The sequence below is a fragment of the Cellulosilyticum sp. I15G10I2 genome (assembly GCF_900095725.1).
GTDB lineage: Bacteria > Bacillota > Clostridia > Lachnospirales > Cellulosilyticaceae > FMMP01.
Window position 1 is genome coordinate 514,246 of record NZ_FMMP01000006.1, and the last position, 18,446, is coordinate 532,691.

The window sequence follows — 18,446 nt, forward strand, 5'->3', positions numbered from 1 at the left end:
GAGAATGGAAATGGAAAATACAAACCCAATTGTTACAATTACAATGGATAATGGCGAAAAAATAACAGCTGAACTTTATGCGGATATAGCACCTAATACGGTGAGAAATTTTATGTCACTTATTAATAAGGGATTTTATAACGGACTTAGTTTTCATAGGGTCATTAAAGGATTTATGATTCAAGGAGGCTGTCCAGAGGGAAAAGGGACGGGAGGACCTGGTTATCATATTAAAGGAGAGTTTAAATCAAATGGGTTTAATAATACTTTAAAACATAGTCGCGGGGTACTCTCAATGGCGCGGGCGATGGCACCGGATTCAGCTGGTTCACAATTTTTTATTATGCACCAAGACTCACCACATTTAGATGGTCAGTATGCAGCATTTGGCAAGGTTATAGAGGGTATGGATATTGTAGATAAGATTGCAGGCAGTCCAACAGATTTTTCTGATAGACCGACTACCCCTATAATTATGAAATCAGTAGAAGTGGATACAAAAGGAAAAGTATATGAAGAGGTGGAAAAAGTAGGTGAATTTTAGTGCCTGTTATTGATCTTCACTGTGATACGATAGATAGACTCTACACAGAAAAATCAAGTTTGCTTACTAATGAATATCATGTTGATCTTAGTAAGCTTAAAACAGGAGATTATATAGCACAATGGTTTGCATTATTTATTGACACGCATTTAACAACTAAGCCGCTGATGGAACTTATTTATGAAATGTATGGATATTTTATGTGTGAAATTAAATCAAACAGCGATCACATCGCTTTTGCAACAAGCTTTAAAGAATATACTGAGATTAAGAGTGCGCGTAAAATAGCTGCCTTTTTATCATTAGAAGAAGGGCAGGTTATAGGAGGTGATATAGATAATCTTCAAAAACTCTGCGATTTAGGCATAAGAATGATGACACTTACCTGGAACTATGAAAATGAGTTAGGGGCTCCTCATTTTAGCGATAAAGGACTTACTGAGTTTGGAAAGAAGGTTGTAAACTATTTGAATGACAGTCCAATACTAATAGATATATCACATCTATCAGAGCTGGCGCTGAAGGAAGTCTGTGAAATCTATAAGAAACCTATTATTGCATCCCATTGTAATGCAAGATCTATCTGCAATCATAGCAGAAATTTATCAGATGAGATGATTAAGCGTATAGCGAACTCTGGGGGTGTAGTAGGCATTAATCTTTATGGTTTGTTTTTAGATGGGACGCATAAAAGTACTATTCCAGCTATTATAGATCATATTGGGCATTTTTATCAACTAGGCGGAGAAGATATACTCGCTCTTGGAACTGATTTTGATGGTATGAATTGTGACTTAGAGGTATGTAATGCAGGAGATATGGGTAAACTTATCAATACATTAGTTAAACTATATCCACAAAGTGTTATTGATAAGTTAACGTATAAGAATGCTGAGAGAATTATCAGAGAAAACTTATAATGAATACTTGGTAAATTTTCACACACTATGTTATAATAACTTTGTAATTAATTCCCTAAGGAGGAACTATAAAATGGAAGAAAACAAAAAATGTGGTTGTACAAATGATGAAAATGGTTGTGATTGTAACGGGGAAGGGCATGAAGATGCAGTGATCTATGTGACTTTTGAAGATGAGGATAGAGAAGTAGCATGTGATGTACTTGGTATATTTGAAGTAGATGATATTGAATATATTGCACTTGCACCACAGGATGAAGAAGATGTTTTAATTTACCGTTATTCAGAAGAAGGCGATGACATCAAGTTAGATGAAATCGAAACGGATGAAGAGTACGATAAAGTAGCAGCAGAATTTGATGAAATGTTTTTTGCAGACATGGAACCAACTGAAGAAACTGAAGAATAAAAACAGGGTGATCCCCTGTTTTTTGTTTTGTGCAAGAAAATAGACAGACATGAAAGCGTATTGTTTAGAAAGATAAGTAATGCGAATCGTAAGTTTATAGTTGCTTAAAGAATAAAAAACTCACAAAATATCCATACTTATAAAAAACATAATGAAAAGAGTGTAAATTGTGAAAAAGATAAGTATGGTTTTTGTGATTATAGTGTTAAGCATGGGAACATTCTATTCTATCAATCAAGCAACTAATCAGGATAAGCCACCAGATAGTTCTAAAGATCCGGTAGTAACCATGATACTAGAAGATAATCAAACAGTTAAAATAGAATTATATCCTCAATATGCTCCGAACACTGTCAATAATTTTATAGATCTTATAAATAAAAAATTTTATGATGGTATGTCATTTTCCAGGATTGTTCCTAATTATTTGGTGCAGACAGGAGATCCTATTGGAGATGGAACAGGATTTCCGGGCTACTTTATAAAAAGTGAGTGCAAACAAAATGGGGTTAAGAATAAAATTAAATGCGAAGAAGGTGTTATATGTATGTCGAGATCTAAAAGATACAATACAGAAGGATCTCAGTTTTTTATTCTCCTACAGGACGATTTGGGATTAAATGGACAATATACAGCGTTTGGAAAAATAATCGAAGGAATGGATGTATTACAAGAAATTGGCAAAACGCCAGTTAATGAGAAAAACATTCCACAGGAAGAAATAAAAATAAAAACTATAACGGTAGATACCTTTGGCATTCACTATGATGAGCCACAAGTTATTTCAATTTACGAGCAAAGGAATAAATCATAATATTTTAAGGACAGTATTAACTGCTTTTCTTTTGTGAAATAGGAAGATTCGCATTATGAGTTTCAGACCAAATTTGCCTATTTCAAAAGCGGGTGCGTTTTTTATACTTTACTGCAGAGTATGCTAAAAATAAAAGGTTACTATAGCAGAAAATTTAAATCTTGACAACAATGATGTATTTCTTTACAGTAATAAGATGAGATAAAGTATATAGGTGGGAAAATATGAAACAAAAAACATATGATAATCAAAGTATATCTGCTCTAAAAGGAGCAGATCGTGTAAGACTTCGTCCGGGAGTTATATTTGGATCGGATGGGATAGAAGGTTGCCAGCATTCGGTGTTTGAGATACTGGCCAATGCAATAGATGAAGCTAAAGAAGGTCATGGGTATCAAATAGATATTACATTACATCAAGATTATTCAATTACAATTCAAGATTATGGCCGTGGAATACCTTTAGATTATAATGAGGCTGAAGAGCGTTATAATTGGGAACTTGTATTTTGTGAATTATATGCAGGTGGCAAGTATAATAATAATGACGGTGAAAACTATGAATTTAGTTTAGGTTTGAATGGATTAGGTGCATGTGCTACACAATATAGTTCAGAGTTTATGAACGTGGAAGTTAAACGGGATGGCTATTGTTATGAACTGCATTTTGAAAAAGGTGAAAATATCGGAGGGATCAGAAAATACAAATGTGATTATAAAAATACAGGCTCTCGTATTCACTGGAAACCTGATAAGGATGTTTTTACAGAGGTAGATATTTCACCGCTTTATTTTGAAGATATCCTTAAAAGACAAGCGGTAGTTAATAAAGGCATAAAGTTTGTTTTTAACAATGAAATACAGCAAGAGGTTAAAACTTACCTATATGAAGATGGTATTATAGGTTATGTTAAAGAATTAGCAGATGATAAGAGCTTTACCAATATTATGTGTGCAGAACAAGAAACAAAAGGACAAGATAGTGCTGATCGTCCAGAATATAAGCTTAAATTTCAGATAGCTTTTTGTTTTTGTAATGAAAACAACCTACTTCAGTACTATCACAATTCAAGTTATCTTGAGTATGGGGGATCTCCTGATAAGGCTATTAAGAATGCATTTATTTATGCAATAGATCAGTATCTTAAAAATGAAAATATTTATAATAAAGATGAAAAGAAGATTACATTTGTAGATATTCAAGACAGCTTAATCCTTATTTCAAACTCATTCTCTACAATAACAAGTTATGAAAATCAGACAAAAAAAGCAATTACTAATAAGTTTATACAAGAAGCCATTCAGGAATATTTAAAAGAGTACTTATTTATTTATTTTACGGAAAATAAAGATGAAGCTGAAAAAATTGCAAAGCAAGTACTTGTTAATAAGCGTAGCAGGGAAAAAGCAGAGCGTACAAGAATTAATGTAAGAAAACAATTAAGCGGATCGATAGATATTACTAATCGCATTAAAAAATTCGTTGATTGCAGATCTAAAGATATTGGCATAAGAGAGCTTTATATTGTAGAAGGTGATTCGGCACTCGGGTCGTGCAAATTAGGGCGAAATGCCGAGTATCAAGGGATTATGCCTGTAAGAGGAAAAATACTTAATTGCTTAAAGTCAGATTACGATAAGATTTTTAAAAATGATATCATCGTTGACTTATTAAAGGTATTAGGATGTGGCATAGAAATTACATCTAAGCACAATAAAGATTTACATACTTTTAATATAGAGAATTTAAGATGGCAGAAAGTTATTATATGTACAGATGCTGATGTAGATGGTTATCAGATCAGAACACTTATTTTAACGATGCTCTACTCACTTGTTCCTACACTGATTAAGGAAGGAAAAGTCTTTATAGCAGAAACACCGTTGTATGAAATCAATACAAAAGAGGATACTTACTTTGCGTATTCGGAGTACGAAAAAACTAAAATTATAAGCGGACTAAAATCAAAATATACACTTCAAAGATCAAAAGGACTGGGTGAAAATGATCCGCAGATGATGTGGAGAACCACTATGAATCCAGAGACAAGACGTCTTATAAAAGTTTTGCCTGAGGATAGTACAGCTACCCAAGAAATGTTTGATACACTGCTAGGGGATAATTTAAATGGCAGAAAGCAATTTATTGCTGATGAGGGACATAAATATTTAGATCTTGTAGATATGAGCTAATCATTAAGAGAGAAAGGAACTAGGGTTAATGGAAGATAATGTGATAAGACAAAATATCACGGAAACACTTGAAAATAACTATATGCCTTATGCAATGAGTGTTATTGTATCAAGGGCTTTACCAGAAATTGACGGATTTAAGCCCTCTCATAGAAAATTACTTTATACCATGTATAAAATGAACTTATTAAAGTCAAATCGGACGAAATCAGCTAACATTGTGGGACAGACTATGAAGCTTAATCCCCATGGAGATGGGGCTATTTATGAAACTATGGTACGCTTAACTAAAGGGTATAGCGCATTAAACACACCATTTGTAGATTCAAAAGGTAATTTTGGAAAAGTTTATTCAAGAGATATGGCTTATGCAGCATCAAGATATACAGAAGCTAAGTTAAGCGACATTTGTATAGAGCTCTTTAGGGATATTGAAGAAAATGCAGTTGACTATATTGATAACTATGACAGTACAATGAAAGAACCAGTTCTTTTACCTGTCACATTTCCCAATATTTTAGTTAATCCAAATCAAGGAATTGCGGTAGGGATGGCAAGTAATATCTGCAGTTTCAATCTTAAAGAGATATGTGATGCTACTATTAACTATCTTAAAAATGAAAAAACTGAGATGTCTAAATATATAGTGGCGCCAGATTTTCCGACAGGCGGGAGTATTTTATATAATGAAGAGGAGATGCGCGAAATTCTTAATACTGGCAGAGGCAGTTTTAAGGTGCGCTCCAAGTATACGTATGTTAAAAAGGAAAATTGTATTGAAGTAACAGAGATTCCTTATACCACGACAGTAGAGGCTATTATTGATAAAATAGAGGATTTGGTTAAGACTGGTAAAGTTAAAGAAATCTCTGATGTAAGGGATGAAACAGATCTTTCGGGACTTAAACTTACAATAGATCTAAAACGTAATACGGATGCAGATGTATTAATGGAAAAGCTTTTTAAGCTAACAACATTACAAGACAGTTTTAGCTGTAATTTTAATGTACTCATTGAAGGTAAACCTAAAGTAATGGGTGTCAAAGAGATTATTGCGAATTGGTGTCTGTTTAGACAGCAATGTATTATTCGTAAATATACGTATGCTATTGAAAAAATGGAAAAAAAGCATCATTTGCTATTAGGGCTAAAACAAATTCTTTTAGATATTGATAAAGCAATTGAAATTATTAGAAATACCGAAAAGGAAAAGGAAGTTGTGCCTAATCTGATGCTTACTTTTAACATTAGTGAAATGCAAGCTGAGTATGTGGCCGAAATAAAACTGAGACATTTAAACAAGCAATATATTCTTAATACATTAAAAGAATTAGAAGTGTTGGAAAATGAGATTACAAAACTAAAAGATATTATTGGAAGTGAAGTTAAAGTTAAGAAGGTAATTATAGATGAGCTTAAACAAACACAAAAGAAATATGCCAAAGAGCGTGTTACGGATATTTTAAACTATGCAGAAATTACCGCACCAACGCAAGAGGCATTTATTGAAGATTATAATGTGCGCCTTTTTTTCACAGATCATCAATATTTAAAAAAGATTACGCTTGTTTCATTAAGAAGCAGCGGTGAACAGAAGATCAAGGATGATGATACGATTATACAAGAACTAGACAGCAGTAATAAAAGTGACCTTCTGCTATTTAGTAATAAGTGTAATGTATATAAATTAAAACTCCATGAAATTGAAGATACCAAAGCAAGTCAGTTTGGCGTATACTTGCCTAATCTTTTAGATTTAGAAGAAAATGAACAAATAATAGCTATCCATACAACGATAGATTATAGTGGTTATATGCTGTTTGCATATGATACAGGAAAGATTGCTAAGGTGCCTGTATTAGCTTATGAGACAAAGACAAATCGTAAAAAGTTAATCAAGGCTTATTATAGTAAAGCTAAATGTATAGGGATTACCCATGTTGTTGAAGAAGATTACATTAGGCTAATAAGAGAAGATGGTAAATGCGCCGTTGTTCCTGTTAAGTTGATTGATGAAAAAGTTAAAAGAGATTCTAATGGTGTTCAAGTACTTAATATTACTAAGAAAATAGGTATGAATAGAATTGAGAGACTGCAAGAAGTGACAGAGGATAACATTTTAGCGGCAGCTAAGAGCATACCGGTTTCAGGTAAGCAAATATAGACGGTGGGACTAAGGAGATATAGATGTGAGAGATAAAATTAAGCAAACCAAAAGAGTTATTGTTAAAATAGGAACCTCTTCCTTAACACATGAAAATGGTAAAGTTAATCTCAATAAAATGGAAAAACTGGCCCGTGTACTAACAGATATTAATAATTCAGGAAAAGAAGTTATACTCGTTTCTTCAGGAGCAATTGGAGCTGGAATGCAGCGTATTGGAAGAAATAAAAGGCCTGAAGATTTGCCTTTAAAGCAAGCGACAGCTGCCATTGGACAGGCCATACTTATGCAGATGTATCAGAAGTTTTTCGGCGAATACAACCAAGTTATTGCACAAATACTACTTACAAAAGATGTCATAGAAGATGAAATTAAAAAAGTTAATGCTAAAAATACCTTCGAAACATTATTAGATTTAGGAGTTATTCCGATTATAAATGAAAACGACTGTATTTCCACTACGCAAATCGAAGGCTATAGATTTGGTGATAATGATACATTATCAGCAACAGTTGCACAGCTAGTTGATGCAGATACATTAATTCTTTTAACCGATATCGATGGACTTTATACGGATAATCCTAAGGAAAATAGTGAGGCTAAGCTTATCCAGCAGGTAAATGATATTACCCCAGAAATTGAAGCATTAGCAGGAGGCGCTGGGTCAAAGCTAGGAACAGGTGGTATGGCAACTAAGATTCTTGCAGCTAAGATTGCAAAGATGTGGGGAACAGATACGATTGTCGCTTCTGGGGAACAGATCGAAATACTCAATACAATTTTAGAGGGGAAAGAAATAGGAACATGGTTTGTAGCTGATGAGAAAGGACTTTAACTATGGAGATGAATGAACTAATCAAAAAAATCAATGAGCTTGCCCATAAACAAAAAACAATAGGTCTTACAGGGGATGAAAAAAAAGAACAAACAGCATTAAGACAACAGTATTTAAAAATATTTAGATCGAACTTTAAAAACCAATTAGAACATACAAAAATACAAACTCCTGATGGTAATCTTCACCCCCTCAAGTATATGGCTCAAGATGACAAAAGCAGTAATTAGGTCACAGATTAAGCAAAAAAGAAAAGAAGTGACCGCTTATGAAATAGATAGGGCTTCCAGACAAATTACAAGCCAAATCACATCCTGTAAGCGATTTGAAGATGCGGAAACTATTTTTTTATATGCCGCATTTAATGTAGAAATTCAAACAAGATTTTTAGATGAGTTTGCAAGAAGTAAGGGTAAAAAGACAGCGTATCCTAAAATTCAGTCTGATATAGGAGAAATATCATTTTATTGTATTAATAGTCTAAAAGAATTACAAGCACAGTCGTATAGAACGATGAAAATATATGAACCTGATCCACAACTTCACAAAAAAGTTTTGCCAGCTAAAAATGATATAATAATAGTACCAGGACTTGCATTCGATTTACAAGGGAATCGAATAGGTTATGGAGGTGGTTTCTATGATAAATATCTCAAAAGTTACCCGGAGGTTTACAAACTCGGTATTTGTATGGATTTTCAATTATTTAATCAAATTCCCGCAGAAGTATTTGATGTAAAGATAGATGGTATTGTAACAGAAACAAGCTATTATTTGCCATTTTAATCAATATCGTATACAATAAGAACAAATGTTCTAAAGCTAAGGAGTCGTTTATGATTACGTATCTAAATGGAAATATCATAGAAATAGGAGAAAATGCTATTATTATAGAAACTTATGGTATAGGTTATGAGGTTTTTTGTGCAGCACATCAATTTTATGATGAATTGCATACGAATACGCCTATAAAAGTATATATTTATGAACATATTAAAGAAGATTCTTATGACTTGTATGGTTTTAAGGTAAGAGAGGAAAGAGAATTATTTAAGAAATTAACAAGTGTGAGCGGCATAGGACCTAAGGGTGGTATGCAGATTTTAAATACCTATACAAGTCAAGATATTATAAGTATTATTTTATCAGAAGACAGTAAGGCTCTAAGTAAAGTGAATGGGATAGGTCCAAAAACAGCTCAAAGAATTATTCTAGAACTTAAAGATAGTATGCTTAAACTATATACTCAAAATGCGGAGCAATTACTGTCACATGCTAAAGTCCCTCATACGCAAAAGAATGAAGCCGTTGAAGCTTTAGTGGCTCTTGGTTATGCGCAAGCAGAAGCGGTAAAAGCTGTAAATGCTATATTTGATGAACGTGATAGCAGTGAACAACTTATTAGGAAAGCATTAAGTTTACTAGGGCTATAAGAGGGAGGAAAAGGATGACAAAGCGAGTAATGTCTTCGGATTTGCAATTAGAAGATAATGAAATAGAAAGTAATATAAGACCTCTTTCGTTAGATGAGTATATAGGACAGAGTACAATTAAAGAAAATATTAAAATATTTATTCAAGCAGCTCAGCAAAGAGAAGAGCCTTTAGATCATGTTTTGCTTTATGGTCCACCTGGGCTTGGTAAGACAACGCTTGCAGGGGTAATAGCTCATGAAATGAATGTGAAATTTAAAGTTACATCAGGACCTGCTATTGAAAAGCCAGGGGATATTGCAGCTATACTTAATAATCTTCAGCCAAGAGATATATTATTTATTGATGAGATTCATAGAATGAGCAGACATGTTGAAGAAGTTCTTTATTCGGCAATGGAAGATTATTGTATTGATATTGTAGTAGGTAAGGGACCTGCCGCAAAATCAATTCGTTTAGCGTTACCGCAATTTACATTAATTGGTGCGACAACAAGAGCAGGTATGCTTAGTTCACCGCTAAGGGATAGGTTTGGAATTATACATAGACTAGAGTATTATTCCATAGATGAACTTAGTGCAATTATTATGAGAACAGCTATGATTCTCAATACGTCTATGACAGAAGAAGCGGCCAATGAGATTGCAAAGTGCAGCCGAGGGACACCGAGGGTTGCGAATCGTCTTCTAAAAAGGGTGAGAGATATAGCACTTATTAAGTATAATAAGCCTATAGACCAAGAAATTTGTTTAAAAGCACTTAAGTTACTAAATATTGATGAAAATGGATTAGATGAACTGGACCGTAGAATTATAGAGGCTATTGCCATACAATTCAAAGGAGGACCAGTTGGGTTAGAAACACTGGCAGCAGCAATTGGAGAAGAAAAAGATACATTGGAAGATGTATATGAACCTTATCTTATTAAACAATGTCTCTTACAACGCACCCCGAGAGGAAGAATGCTTACGCCTTATGCCTATGAAATATTAGGAATTGACAGCGGCAAGTAACGGCTAAAATAACAAGAATGTGTATCTGATGAAATCCTATTAACAAGTAGTATTTTATAGGGGGATATGCTATAATTACAAAAAAGAAGAAATAATAACATAATGATAGTAATGGGGTGTTATTACATGTCGAAAAATAAAGTGAAGGTTATCATTGGGGGGAATATATACGCACTTCAAGGCGATGAATCTCAAGAACATATTCACAAAGTAGCGTCTTTAATTAATGAGAAAATAAACAGTATTCAGCAGTCAAATGTAAGGACCAGTTTAAATACGTCCAGAGTATATATGTTAACGGCGCTAAATATAGCGAGTGAATATATAAAAACGGAGGAAGAGTTGGAGGCTTACACTACCGAACTCCAAAAATGCAGTGCTGAGAACTTGGCACTCAAAGATAAGATACGAGAAATGACGGTAGAACTTACAGAACTCAAGAACCAGATTATTAGTACAAGCGGCTATCATAAAAAAAACGATACTAAGAACAGGGGAAGATAACTACTTCCCCTGTTAACTATATTACAGAAAAAGGTGGAAGATATTGAAAACAGTAGAATTATTAGCTCCAGTAGGGAAAATTGAAAATGCTTATGCAGCGATAGAAAATGGAGCCGATGCACTATTTATAGGTGGTAAATTATTTAATGCCCGACAATATGCAGAGAACTTTACTGATGAAGAACTTGAAGAAATAATTAGATATTCAAAACTAAGAGGCATACAAGTCTATATTACGGTTAATACATTAATCAAAGAAGATGAAGTAAGTACTTTGTTTAATTACCTTGACTACTTAAATCGATTAGGGGTAGATGCTGTTATTAGTCAAGATTTAGCTGTTGCATCACTCGTTAAAAAGTATTTTCCGGAGCTGATTTTGCATGCAAGTACTCAAATGACGGCACATAGCTTAGAAGACGTGTCTTTTTTAGAGACACTAGGATTTAAGAGAATTGTGTTAGCCCGGGAACTGCATCTTAATGAAGTTAAGAAGATTACAGCGAATTCTCAAGTTGAAGTTGAAACTTTTATCCATGGGGCATTGTGTTTTAGTTACTCTGGACAATGTCTAATGAGTAGTCTAATAGGCGGGCGCAGTGGTAACAGGGGAAGATGTGCACAGCCCTGCAGAATGAAGTATACTTTAACAAAAAATAATAAAACACTGAGTAAAGAAGATTATTTGCTTAGTTTAAAGGATATATGTACAGTAGAATTTTTACCTGAACTTATAGCGTGCGGTATTCATTCTTTAAAAATTGAAGGGCGGATGAAATCTCCAGAGTATGTAGCTTCTGTTGTAAAAACCTATAGAAAATATCTTGATCTTTTTATGAATCAAAAAAGTTATGAAGTAGATCAAAAAGATATTGAAGAGCTGAAGGGAATCTTTAATAGGGGAGGATTCTCAACAGGTTATTATTTTGATGCACCCAATGCCAAAATGATAACGCCTGTAAGTCCGAGGCATATAGGGGTTAAAATAGGAGAAGTCACACATTTTTCACCTAAATCAGGCAGGACAGCTATCGTGCTTAAATGTGAACTTAATCCAGGTGATGGTATAGAGATTATACGAAGCGGACGAGAAAGTGTCGGGGCGGGTATTTCGAAACATTATAAAAAGGGAGATACTATTTATTTAGACTTTGATAAATATATTGATGTAGGGAGTGAAGTCTATCTCACTAAAAATCATCAGTTGCTGAAGGGTCTGAGAAATACTTATACAAAATCACAAAAAAAGGTACCTATTGACTTGAAAGTTACTTCTAAAGTTGGAGAACCTATTCAGATACAAGCCACGTATAAAACATTGAGCATTAACCATATAGGGGAAGTATTAGAGAAAGCTTCAAGTGCGCCCCTTACTAAAGACAATGCCATTAAACAACTTTCTAAATTAGGAAATACTTCATTTTTTCTTAATAAGATTGAGATAGATTGGGATGAAGAGGGCTATCTATCCATTAGTAAGCTTAATGAAATGCGTAGAATGGCACTTTTGAAGATGGAGGAAAAAATATTAGAGTCCTGCATTAAGGATAAGCGTACTTATGAGCCGCTTAATAGGAATAGGCACGAGGAGAAAAAGTTTTGGAGTGCTAATGTTAAGACAATAGATCAGTTAAAGGTGTGCCTGGAAAAGAGAGAGATAACTGAGATTTATTGGGAGTGGCAGTACGACAATGCACAAAGTCAAGAAGCCTATAAACTATGTCATGAAGCTAATAAAGCATTTTATTTAGCGTTACCTTATATTATGCATGATTCCTCTTATAAAAAGTTTGAACACGCTCTCATTTATTGGGAAAATACGGATATAGAAGGTTATTTGATTAGAAATTATGGTGAATTTAATTGGTTGAAAAGCAGTCAAAAAGAAAAGCATATTGACTATACCTTAAATATAATGAATAATGAGGCTATAGCTTTATGGCATGAGCTTGGGGCTTCATGTCTTACACTTTCTATGGAGATTACAACATCTGAAATACAGGCGCTACGCGGAAATTTAGAAAGAATTGTTTATGGTTATATACCCGTAATGACATCTAAGCAATGTATACTTAGGTATCATAATCAGTGTGTAAAAAAAGCTAATCATAGTGTAAACCATCAGTTGTTAGACAGAAAAGAAGCACAGTGGACTATTCAAACGGATTGTGAGGCTTGTGTAGTGCAGATATTAACAGATAAGCCTATAGTATTAAAACATTTAGAAGAATTTAAGTATACTGATATTAAAAGCTTAAGACTAAATTTTAACGTAGAAACAAAAGAAGAAACTCAAAAAGTTTTAGAAGCTTATCTTAGTGGAGAGGCTTCAAAGATAAAATTAATAGAGGGTGTCTCTTTTAAGTCTATTGAATAAAGTGGGTGAAGTAAGTGGCATATTTTAACTTAATGATTTTATTAAGTCGCTATATTTTTGCAGGGTTTGGATGTTTGTTCATTATTGTCGCTTTTAGTTTTATGAAGCCTTTTATAAGCTATTCTTTAGGCAGAACAGATGAAAAAAATAAATTTCTTTATCTATGCATAGTATTCTTTCATTTGGGCGGAGTAAGTATTGTTGCAGGAAAACAGACTGATTTGACTGTTCGTATGTCTATTATTATTAATGGATTAATTATTTTTTCCCTTATTACGCTTACCTTATGGCTGCTAAAATTATGGAAGAGACATCAAGAAATTATCCTGTGGAATATGATTTTCTTCTTAATGGATATAGGTTATATCATGTTAGAACGCCTTGATCATGCCCTCGCCTCAAAGCAAGTAATAGCCTGCGTTGTAGGGGTAGGGGTTGCCTTGATATTTCCTAGTATTTTTGCCATTCTTATACGCCCAAGGAATAAATATCTCTACCTCTGTATTTTATTAGTTATGATGTTATTGCCATTTATTTTTGGAAGCAAAGTATTAGGTGCGACCAACTGGATTGAAATAAATGGCATGAGTATTCAGCCTTCTGAAATTGGCAAGGTAGCCTTAGTGCTATTTTTAGCTGCTTTATTTAATAACTTTGATGCGATAAAAAATAAAAAAAGAACGATTATTTCGGCTGTAACTGTATTGATGACCGTATTAGGCTGTCTGGTATTACAAAGAGATTTGGGTGCTTCACTACTTTATTATTTAACCTTTCTGATCATGTTGCTTATGGCTGCTAAAAGTTTTATACTTTTGGGAGTAGGAATCATTATGGGGGGGGTAGGTGCGACTACAGGATACTTATTATTTTCCCATGTTAGAGTGAGGGTGCAGGCTTTTATTGATCCTTGGCAGGATATAACTGGAACAGGTTATCAAGTTGTTCAAGGGTTATTTGCAATAGGAACATGGGGATGGTTTGGAAGCGGTTTAACGAGAGGTATTCCCAATAAGATACCTTTTTCAGCCAACGATTATATTTTTGCAGCATTATGCGAAGAATTCGGTAATTTAATAGGTATTATTATTTTACTATGTTATTTAGGAATTATCCTTCAATGTATCAATGTAGCACTTAGACAAAAAAATGAGTTTTACATGCTTATTACAATAGGGATAGCTACGTTATTTGCTGTACAAACATTTATTATTGTTGGTGGTGTGTTAAAACTTATTCCATTAACAGGTATTACATCACCTTTCTTAAGTGCTGGTGGTTCATCGATGGTAGTAAGTATGGGGATGATAGGGCTTATTACTTATTTTTCATACGACAATAAAGCCCAGGAAGTAAAGGAAGAGGATTAAAATGGATAAAAACAAAAAGTTTATTTATGGGATTACATGCATTTATATAAGTCTATTTGCTGTGCTCATCTTCTATGTAGTATACTTTACGGCTATAAAGCAAAAACAAATATCTGTCCATCCTAATAATACACGGCTTAATAATCTTGAGCAAGAGGTTATAAGAGGAAACATTTATGATACGAATATGAAGCTCCTAGCAACCACAACTGATGAAAAAAGAGTCTATCCCAAGGGGAGTTTGTATGCACATGTAGTAGGTTACGCACAAAGAGGTAAGACTGGCGTTGAAGCACTAGCGAATACAGAGCTTTTATACCCTGATTATAACATTGTTTCGCTATTTAAAAATGCGTTCTTAAATGAAAAGTTTGAGGGCAGGGATATCGTACTAACCTTAGATGACAGATATCAAGAAGCTGTAGCGCAAGCAATGAAGGGTAAAAAAGGTGGGGTTATTGTCATCGAGCCAACTACTGGTAAAATAAAAGCAATGTATGCAAACCCAGGGTTTAACCCTAATAATATCAATGAGGATTGGGAAACCTTATCTAAAGACACAAAAAATTCACCACTTATTAATCGGGCAACAAATGGACTGTATCCTCCAGGGTCAACTTTTAAAATGATTACAGCGCTTGCGTATCTAAATCAGGCAAATGCTTCTGATTTAGACTTTACGTATGAATGTACAGGAAAAATAACAGGTGATGACTATACTATTCAATGTTATAATAAAACTGCACATGGACATGTTGATCTTAAAAGCGCCTTTTATAAATCTTGCAATGCCTATTTTATTAAACTAGGTGAAGAAGTTGGTGTTAAAAATTTAAAAAGTTTAGCAGAAGAATTAGGATTTAACAATGGTTTGCATTTTGATATGGGTTATGCTAAAAGTAGAATTCAGCTTACAGAATCAGACACGCCTTTTGAAAAAGCGGCTACTTATATAGGGCAAGGTAAGACTTTGACTACGCCGTTTCATATGGCTATACTTGCTGCGGCGATAGCTAATGATGGGGTAATGATGAAATCTTATGTATTAGATTATTCTATGAATAAAAAGGGTAATATAAAAATAAAATATATGCCGAAATACGAACAGGCAATTATTGATGAAAAAGCAGCAAAAAGTCTGCAGGATATGATGATTGAAGTCGTAAGTAATGGTACAGGAGTTAAGCTAAAGAAGAAAAATATGATTATAGGCGGAAAAACCGGAACAGCACAAAATGAAACAGCAGAGGATCATTCTTGGTTTGTTGGGTTTGCAAAACATAATACTTCAGATCATAATCAAATTGCCTTTGCTGTAATAGTCGAAAATGGCGGCAAAGGGGCTCAAGCATTGGATGTGACACAAAGCATACTGAATGTCTATGAGGGGATTAAACCTTGAAATTAAGATAAAGATAGACTATGAAATATTGAGATAAAGAGGGATTTATATGATAAAAACAGTAAGTTGCGGAGGAGTAGTGATTCATAAGGGAAAAATGCTTCTATTGTATAAAGATTATAAGCAAAAATATGTAGGCTGGGTACTTCCAAAAGGAACTGTAGAGTCAGGAGAAAGTCATCAGATCACAGCCCTAAGAGAAGTAAAAGAGGAAACAGGCGTGGAAGCACGCATCGTAAAATATATTGATTCAAGTCAATACACCTTTAAAGGAAGAGAAGATGTTATCCACAAAACTGTACATTGGTACTTAATGACAACTGATAGTTTTTATTGTAAACCTCAACGAGAAGAATATTTTATTGATGCAGGATATTATAAGTATTATGAAGCCTACCACCTTTTAAAGTTTAATGATGAACGGCATATATTAAAAAAGGCCTATGATTTATATAATTGCCTTAGGGATTCAAAACATACTTTAGATGCTACTAGCAGAAATATCAAACAATAAAAACTTTCAGTTTAAAGGGGCTGAAAGTTTTTATTGTTTGATACTATAGCGTACTGTATCTGAAAAACAAGAAAAACTATCACTTATGAAAGAGATAGTTTTTAAAATGCCGCTGGCCGGACTCGAACCGGCACGTATTGCTACGCCTGATTTTGAGTCAGGTGCGTCTGCCATTCCGCCACAGCGGCAAAAGGTGTTCTCGCATTTACATTAAGAAAATATCAGAACAAATAATATATTATCACAACATTAACTAAATATCAATACATACTTATAATTTCGCAGAGGATTATATTGTTTGTTTAAAAAGATTGTTTATAAGAGGATAATCATTTAAACTGGACACAAGTAGTTTGATAAAAATATTAAATTAGGAGGGACATAACAAAATGCATGAAGATAAAGAACTTCAGTTAATCAACGATGCAAAGCATGGCGATGTAAATGCATTTGAGGTCCTTATAAGCGCATACGAAAAGAAGATTTATAATATTTGCTTAAGAATGCTTTGCAGCGAGCCGGATGCTTATGATGCTGCACAAGAAGTTTGTATCAAAATTTGGAAACAACTTTATCACTTTAAAGGAGACTCTAAACTGAGCACATGGATTTATAGGATTGCTACGAATGAGTGTTTAGATAAGTTACGTAAAGCTAAAAGTAAAAGGGAAATTTCTTTGTTCCAAACAAATGAAAAAGATAATGAAGTATGGGTGATTGATAAAGTCTGCGAAAATGAAAACGTAATAAGTATCATAGAAAATAAAGCGTTGCAGGAGATATTAAAACAGGCTATGACAGAACTTAAAGAAGAACATCGCACAATGATTGTGTTACGTGATATTAATGCCTATGCATATGACGAGATTGCTGCTATTTTAAGTATTTCTTTAGGCACAGTAAAATCTAGGCTGTCTAGAGCAAGGTTAGCCCTTAAAAAGATTTTACAGCAAAACAAGGAACCTTATAAGTCTTTTTTCGTCAAAAAAGGTAGCGAGGAGGGTGAACAATGAAATGTCATGAATGTATTGAACAATTATCAGCTTATATAGATCATATGCTAACCCCGGAAGAACAAAAAGAACTTGAAAGACATTTAGAATCATGTCAGTCTTGCCAAGAAGAGTTAAAGGCTTTAATAGAAATAGTAGAGAGCATAGCGGCTTTAGAAGACGTTGAAATACCTGAAACACTACATGAGGATATTATGAAAAGTATTCATGAAGATAAAGAATCAATTAAAAAGAATGTAAAGTTGAAAACATGGATGAAATATGTTGCAAGCACTGCAGCTGCATTACTGATCGTTGTGATATTATTAGATGGTTCTCAAATATTGCAGCATAAAAAATCAAGTCTGACAAAAACTGAAAGTGCATCTGAAGAACAGATTCAGGACAATATGATGCTTTCTAATGATACGCAAATGAAAGAGTATAAAGCTTCGCAAGAGGCGGATGCTGCAGATAATCCACCTGAGCAATCAATAGCGATAGCCCAAAATAGAGACATAACCTCTGAACTCACTGAAGTATGGGAAGTTATATCCCTTGACAAAGTAAAAACTGTGGAACTTATTAGTGCGTATATTACAACCTATGAACTTCAAGCTATGTATTTGCCTGATGAATCTAATCCAACATCAATTATTATTTATCAAATTAACAATAAAAATGAATTATTCAATAGCATTAAGGGGATAAATAATGATATAAAAATTTCTAAAGAAGAACCAGAAGGTGAAAATTTAGAAATTATTATAAAATAATGTAATAAGATGTGCTTCGTACTTGACAGTAGTAGAGGTTTTTGTTAAATTAAAGGCGTAGGTAAATATGAGATTACGATGAAAAAGAGAAGTAATAAGAGTAAGTAGTTTCAGCGAGATTGGAAGAGTGTGAGCCAATTACTGCTTTTTTATGAAAGGCACTTTGGAGTAATGTTTTATGAAAGAG

Annotated in this window: 18 protein-coding genes, 1 tRNA gene and 1 other annotated feature (1 of these 20 running past the window's edge); of the genes, 18 read left to right on the forward strand and 1 reads right to left on the reverse strand. The window is 33.7% G+C overall.

Features of this window, described 5'->3' with window-relative positions; genetic code table 11:
* Positions 1–10: 10 nt before the first annotated feature.
* The 16 genes from BN3326_RS02420 to BN3326_RS02495 all read left to right on the forward strand — a co-directional run bounded on the left by BN3326_RS02420 (position 11) and on the right by BN3326_RS02495 (position 16,491).
* Positions 11–544 (forward strand): peptidylprolyl isomerase, encoded by a 534-nt coding sequence (locus tag BN3326_RS02420; protein ID WP_069997518.1) that lies wholly within the window; start codon positions 11–13, stop codon positions 542–544.
* The gene (locus BN3326_RS02425) at positions 544–1,464 is read left to right on the forward strand and encodes a dipeptidase (protein ID WP_069997519.1); all 921 of its coding nucleotides are present in this window, start codon (positions 544–546) and stop codon (positions 1,462–1,464) included. The genes BN3326_RS02420 and BN3326_RS02425 overlap by 1 nt, the downstream gene beginning before the upstream one ends.
* A 73-nt stretch (positions 1,465–1,537) precedes the next feature.
* Entirely contained in the window at positions 1,538–1,873 is a 336-nt protein-coding gene (locus BN3326_RS02430; RefSeq protein ID WP_069997520.1) for a DUF1292 domain-containing protein, read from the forward strand.
* A 169-nt stretch (positions 1,874–2,042) separates the two neighbouring features.
* Positions 2,043–2,687 (forward strand): peptidylprolyl isomerase, encoded by a 645-nt coding sequence (locus BN3326_RS02435; protein WP_242875922.1) that lies wholly within the window; start codon positions 2,043–2,045, stop codon positions 2,685–2,687.
* 224 nt (positions 2,688–2,911) lie between these two features.
* Positions 2,912–4,879, forward strand: a complete 1,968-nt coding sequence (locus BN3326_RS02440) for a DNA gyrase/topoisomerase IV subunit B (protein ID WP_069997521.1) — start codon at positions 2,912–2,914, stop codon at positions 4,877–4,879.
* A 28-nt stretch (positions 4,880–4,907) separates the two neighbouring features.
* A complete protein-coding gene (locus BN3326_RS02445) occupies positions 4,908–7,043 on the forward strand; it encodes a DNA gyrase/topoisomerase IV subunit A (protein ID WP_069997522.1) in 2,136 nt (711 codons plus the stop codon).
* A gap of 19 nt (positions 7,044–7,062) precedes the next feature.
* Positions 7,063–7,878 (forward strand): glutamate 5-kinase, encoded by an 816-nt coding sequence (gene proB / locus BN3326_RS02450; protein WP_334292616.1) that lies wholly within the window; start codon positions 7,063–7,065, stop codon positions 7,876–7,878.
* An 8-nt stretch (positions 7,879–7,886) separates the two neighbouring features.
* A complete protein-coding gene (locus BN3326_RS02455) occupies positions 7,887–8,108 on the forward strand; it encodes a DUF896 domain-containing protein (protein ID WP_242875923.1) in 222 nt (73 codons plus the stop codon).
* Complete coding sequence (locus tag BN3326_RS02460; RefSeq protein ID WP_069997525.1) at positions 8,089–8,664, forward strand: 5-formyltetrahydrofolate cyclo-ligase; 576 nt, start codon at positions 8,089–8,091, stop codon at positions 8,662–8,664. The genes BN3326_RS02455 and BN3326_RS02460 overlap by 20 nt, the downstream gene beginning before the upstream one ends.
* Positions 8,665–8,714: 50 nt before the next feature.
* Positions 8,715–9,311: a Holliday junction branch migration protein RuvA gene (gene ruvA, locus BN3326_RS02465; protein WP_069997526.1), complete on the forward strand. Its 597-nt coding sequence runs from the start codon at positions 8,715–8,717 to the stop codon at positions 9,309–9,311.
* Positions 9,312–9,325: 14 nt separating this feature from the next.
* Positions 9,326–10,324, forward strand: a complete 999-nt coding sequence (gene ruvB / locus BN3326_RS02470) for a Holliday junction branch migration DNA helicase RuvB (protein ID WP_069997527.1) — start codon at positions 9,326–9,328, stop codon at positions 10,322–10,324.
* A gap of 126 nt (positions 10,325–10,450) precedes the next feature.
* Positions 10,451–10,828 carry a cell division protein ZapA gene (locus BN3326_RS02475; protein ID WP_069997528.1) on the forward strand — a complete coding sequence of 126 codons (378 nt, stop codon included), beginning with the start codon at positions 10,451–10,453 and terminating at the stop codon, positions 10,826–10,828.
* A gap of 43 nt (positions 10,829–10,871) precedes the next feature.
* The gene (locus tag BN3326_RS02480; RefSeq protein ID WP_069997529.1) at positions 10,872–13,205 is read left to right on the forward strand and encodes a U32 family peptidase; all 2,334 of its coding nucleotides are present in this window, start codon (positions 10,872–10,874) and stop codon (positions 13,203–13,205) included.
* Positions 13,206–13,219: 14 nt separating this feature from the next.
* On the forward strand, positions 13,220–14,575 hold the full coding sequence (locus tag BN3326_RS02485; RefSeq protein ID WP_069997530.1) for an FtsW/RodA/SpoVE family cell cycle protein: 1,356 nt from the start codon (positions 13,220–13,222) through the stop codon (positions 14,573–14,575).
* Between the two features lies 1 nt (position 14,576).
* A complete protein-coding gene (locus BN3326_RS02490) occupies positions 14,577–15,977 on the forward strand; it encodes a peptidoglycan D,D-transpeptidase FtsI family protein (protein WP_083258477.1) in 1,401 nt (466 codons plus the stop codon).
* Between the two features lie 49 nt (positions 15,978–16,026).
* Positions 16,027–16,491: an NUDIX hydrolase gene (locus BN3326_RS02495; protein ID WP_069997531.1), complete on the forward strand. Its 465-nt coding sequence runs from the start codon at positions 16,027–16,029 to the stop codon at positions 16,489–16,491.
* Between the two features lie 107 nt (positions 16,492–16,598).
* On the opposite strand, the gene BN3326_RS02500 is transcribed toward BN3326_RS02495, so the two are convergent.
* Positions 16,599–16,679 (reverse strand) — tRNA-Leu (locus BN3326_RS02500).
* A 201-nt stretch (positions 16,680–16,880) separates the two neighbouring features.
* On the opposite strand from BN3326_RS02500, the gene BN3326_RS02505 reads away from it, so the two are divergent.
* Together BN3326_RS02505 and BN3326_RS02510 are read left to right on the forward strand one after the other, a co-directional pair.
* A complete protein-coding gene (locus BN3326_RS02505; RefSeq protein WP_069997532.1) occupies positions 16,881–17,504 on the forward strand; it encodes an RNA polymerase sigma factor in 624 nt (207 codons plus the stop codon).
* Complete coding sequence (locus BN3326_RS02510) at positions 17,501–18,259, forward strand: anti-sigma factor family protein (protein WP_069997533.1); 759 nt, start codon at positions 17,501–17,503, stop codon at positions 18,257–18,259. Before BN3326_RS02505 ends, BN3326_RS02510 begins: the two co-directional genes overlap by 4 nt.
* A 69-nt stretch (positions 18,260–18,328) precedes the next feature.
* Positions 18,329–18,446 (forward strand) — a binding site (T-box leader); it runs 58 nt beyond the window's last position.

Coding starts and splice junctions, on each gene's coding strand:
- BN3326_RS02420 (WP_069997518.1), top strand. CDS start 11: ATGGAAAATACAAACCCAATTGTTACAATTACAATGGATAATGGCGAA.
- BN3326_RS02430 (WP_069997520.1), top strand. CDS start 1,538: ATGGAAGAAAACAAAAAATGTGGTTGTACAAATGATGAAAATGGTTGT.
- BN3326_RS02440 (WP_069997521.1), top strand. CDS start 2,912: ATGAAACAAAAAACATATGATAATCAAAGTATATCTGCTCTAAAAGGA.
- BN3326_RS02445 (WP_069997522.1), top strand. CDS start 4,908: ATGGAAGATAATGTGATAAGACAAAATATCACGGAAACACTTGAAAAT.
- BN3326_RS02455 (WP_242875923.1), top strand. CDS start 7,887: ATGAATGAACTAATCAAAAAAATCAATGAGCTTGCCCATAAACAAAAA.
- BN3326_RS02460 (WP_069997525.1), top strand. CDS start 8,089: ATGACAAAAGCAGTAATTAGGTCACAGATTAAGCAAAAAAGAAAAGAA.
- ruvA (WP_069997526.1), top strand. CDS start 8,715: ATGATTACGTATCTAAATGGAAATATCATAGAAATAGGAGAAAATGCT.
- ruvB (WP_069997527.1), top strand. CDS start 9,326: ATGACAAAGCGAGTAATGTCTTCGGATTTGCAATTAGAAGATAATGAA.
- BN3326_RS02475 (WP_069997528.1), top strand. CDS start 10,451: ATGTCGAAAAATAAAGTGAAGGTTATCATTGGGGGGAATATATACGCA.
- BN3326_RS02490 (WP_083258477.1), top strand. CDS start 14,577: ATGGATAAAAACAAAAAGTTTATTTATGGGATTACATGCATTTATATA.
- BN3326_RS02495 (WP_069997531.1), top strand. CDS start 16,027: ATGATAAAAACAGTAAGTTGCGGAGGAGTAGTGATTCATAAGGGAAAA.
- BN3326_RS02505 (WP_069997532.1), top strand. CDS start 16,881: ATGCATGAAGATAAAGAACTTCAGTTAATCAACGATGCAAAGCATGGC.
- BN3326_RS02510 (WP_069997533.1), top strand. CDS start 17,501: ATGAAATGTCATGAATGTATTGAACAATTATCAGCTTATATAGATCAT.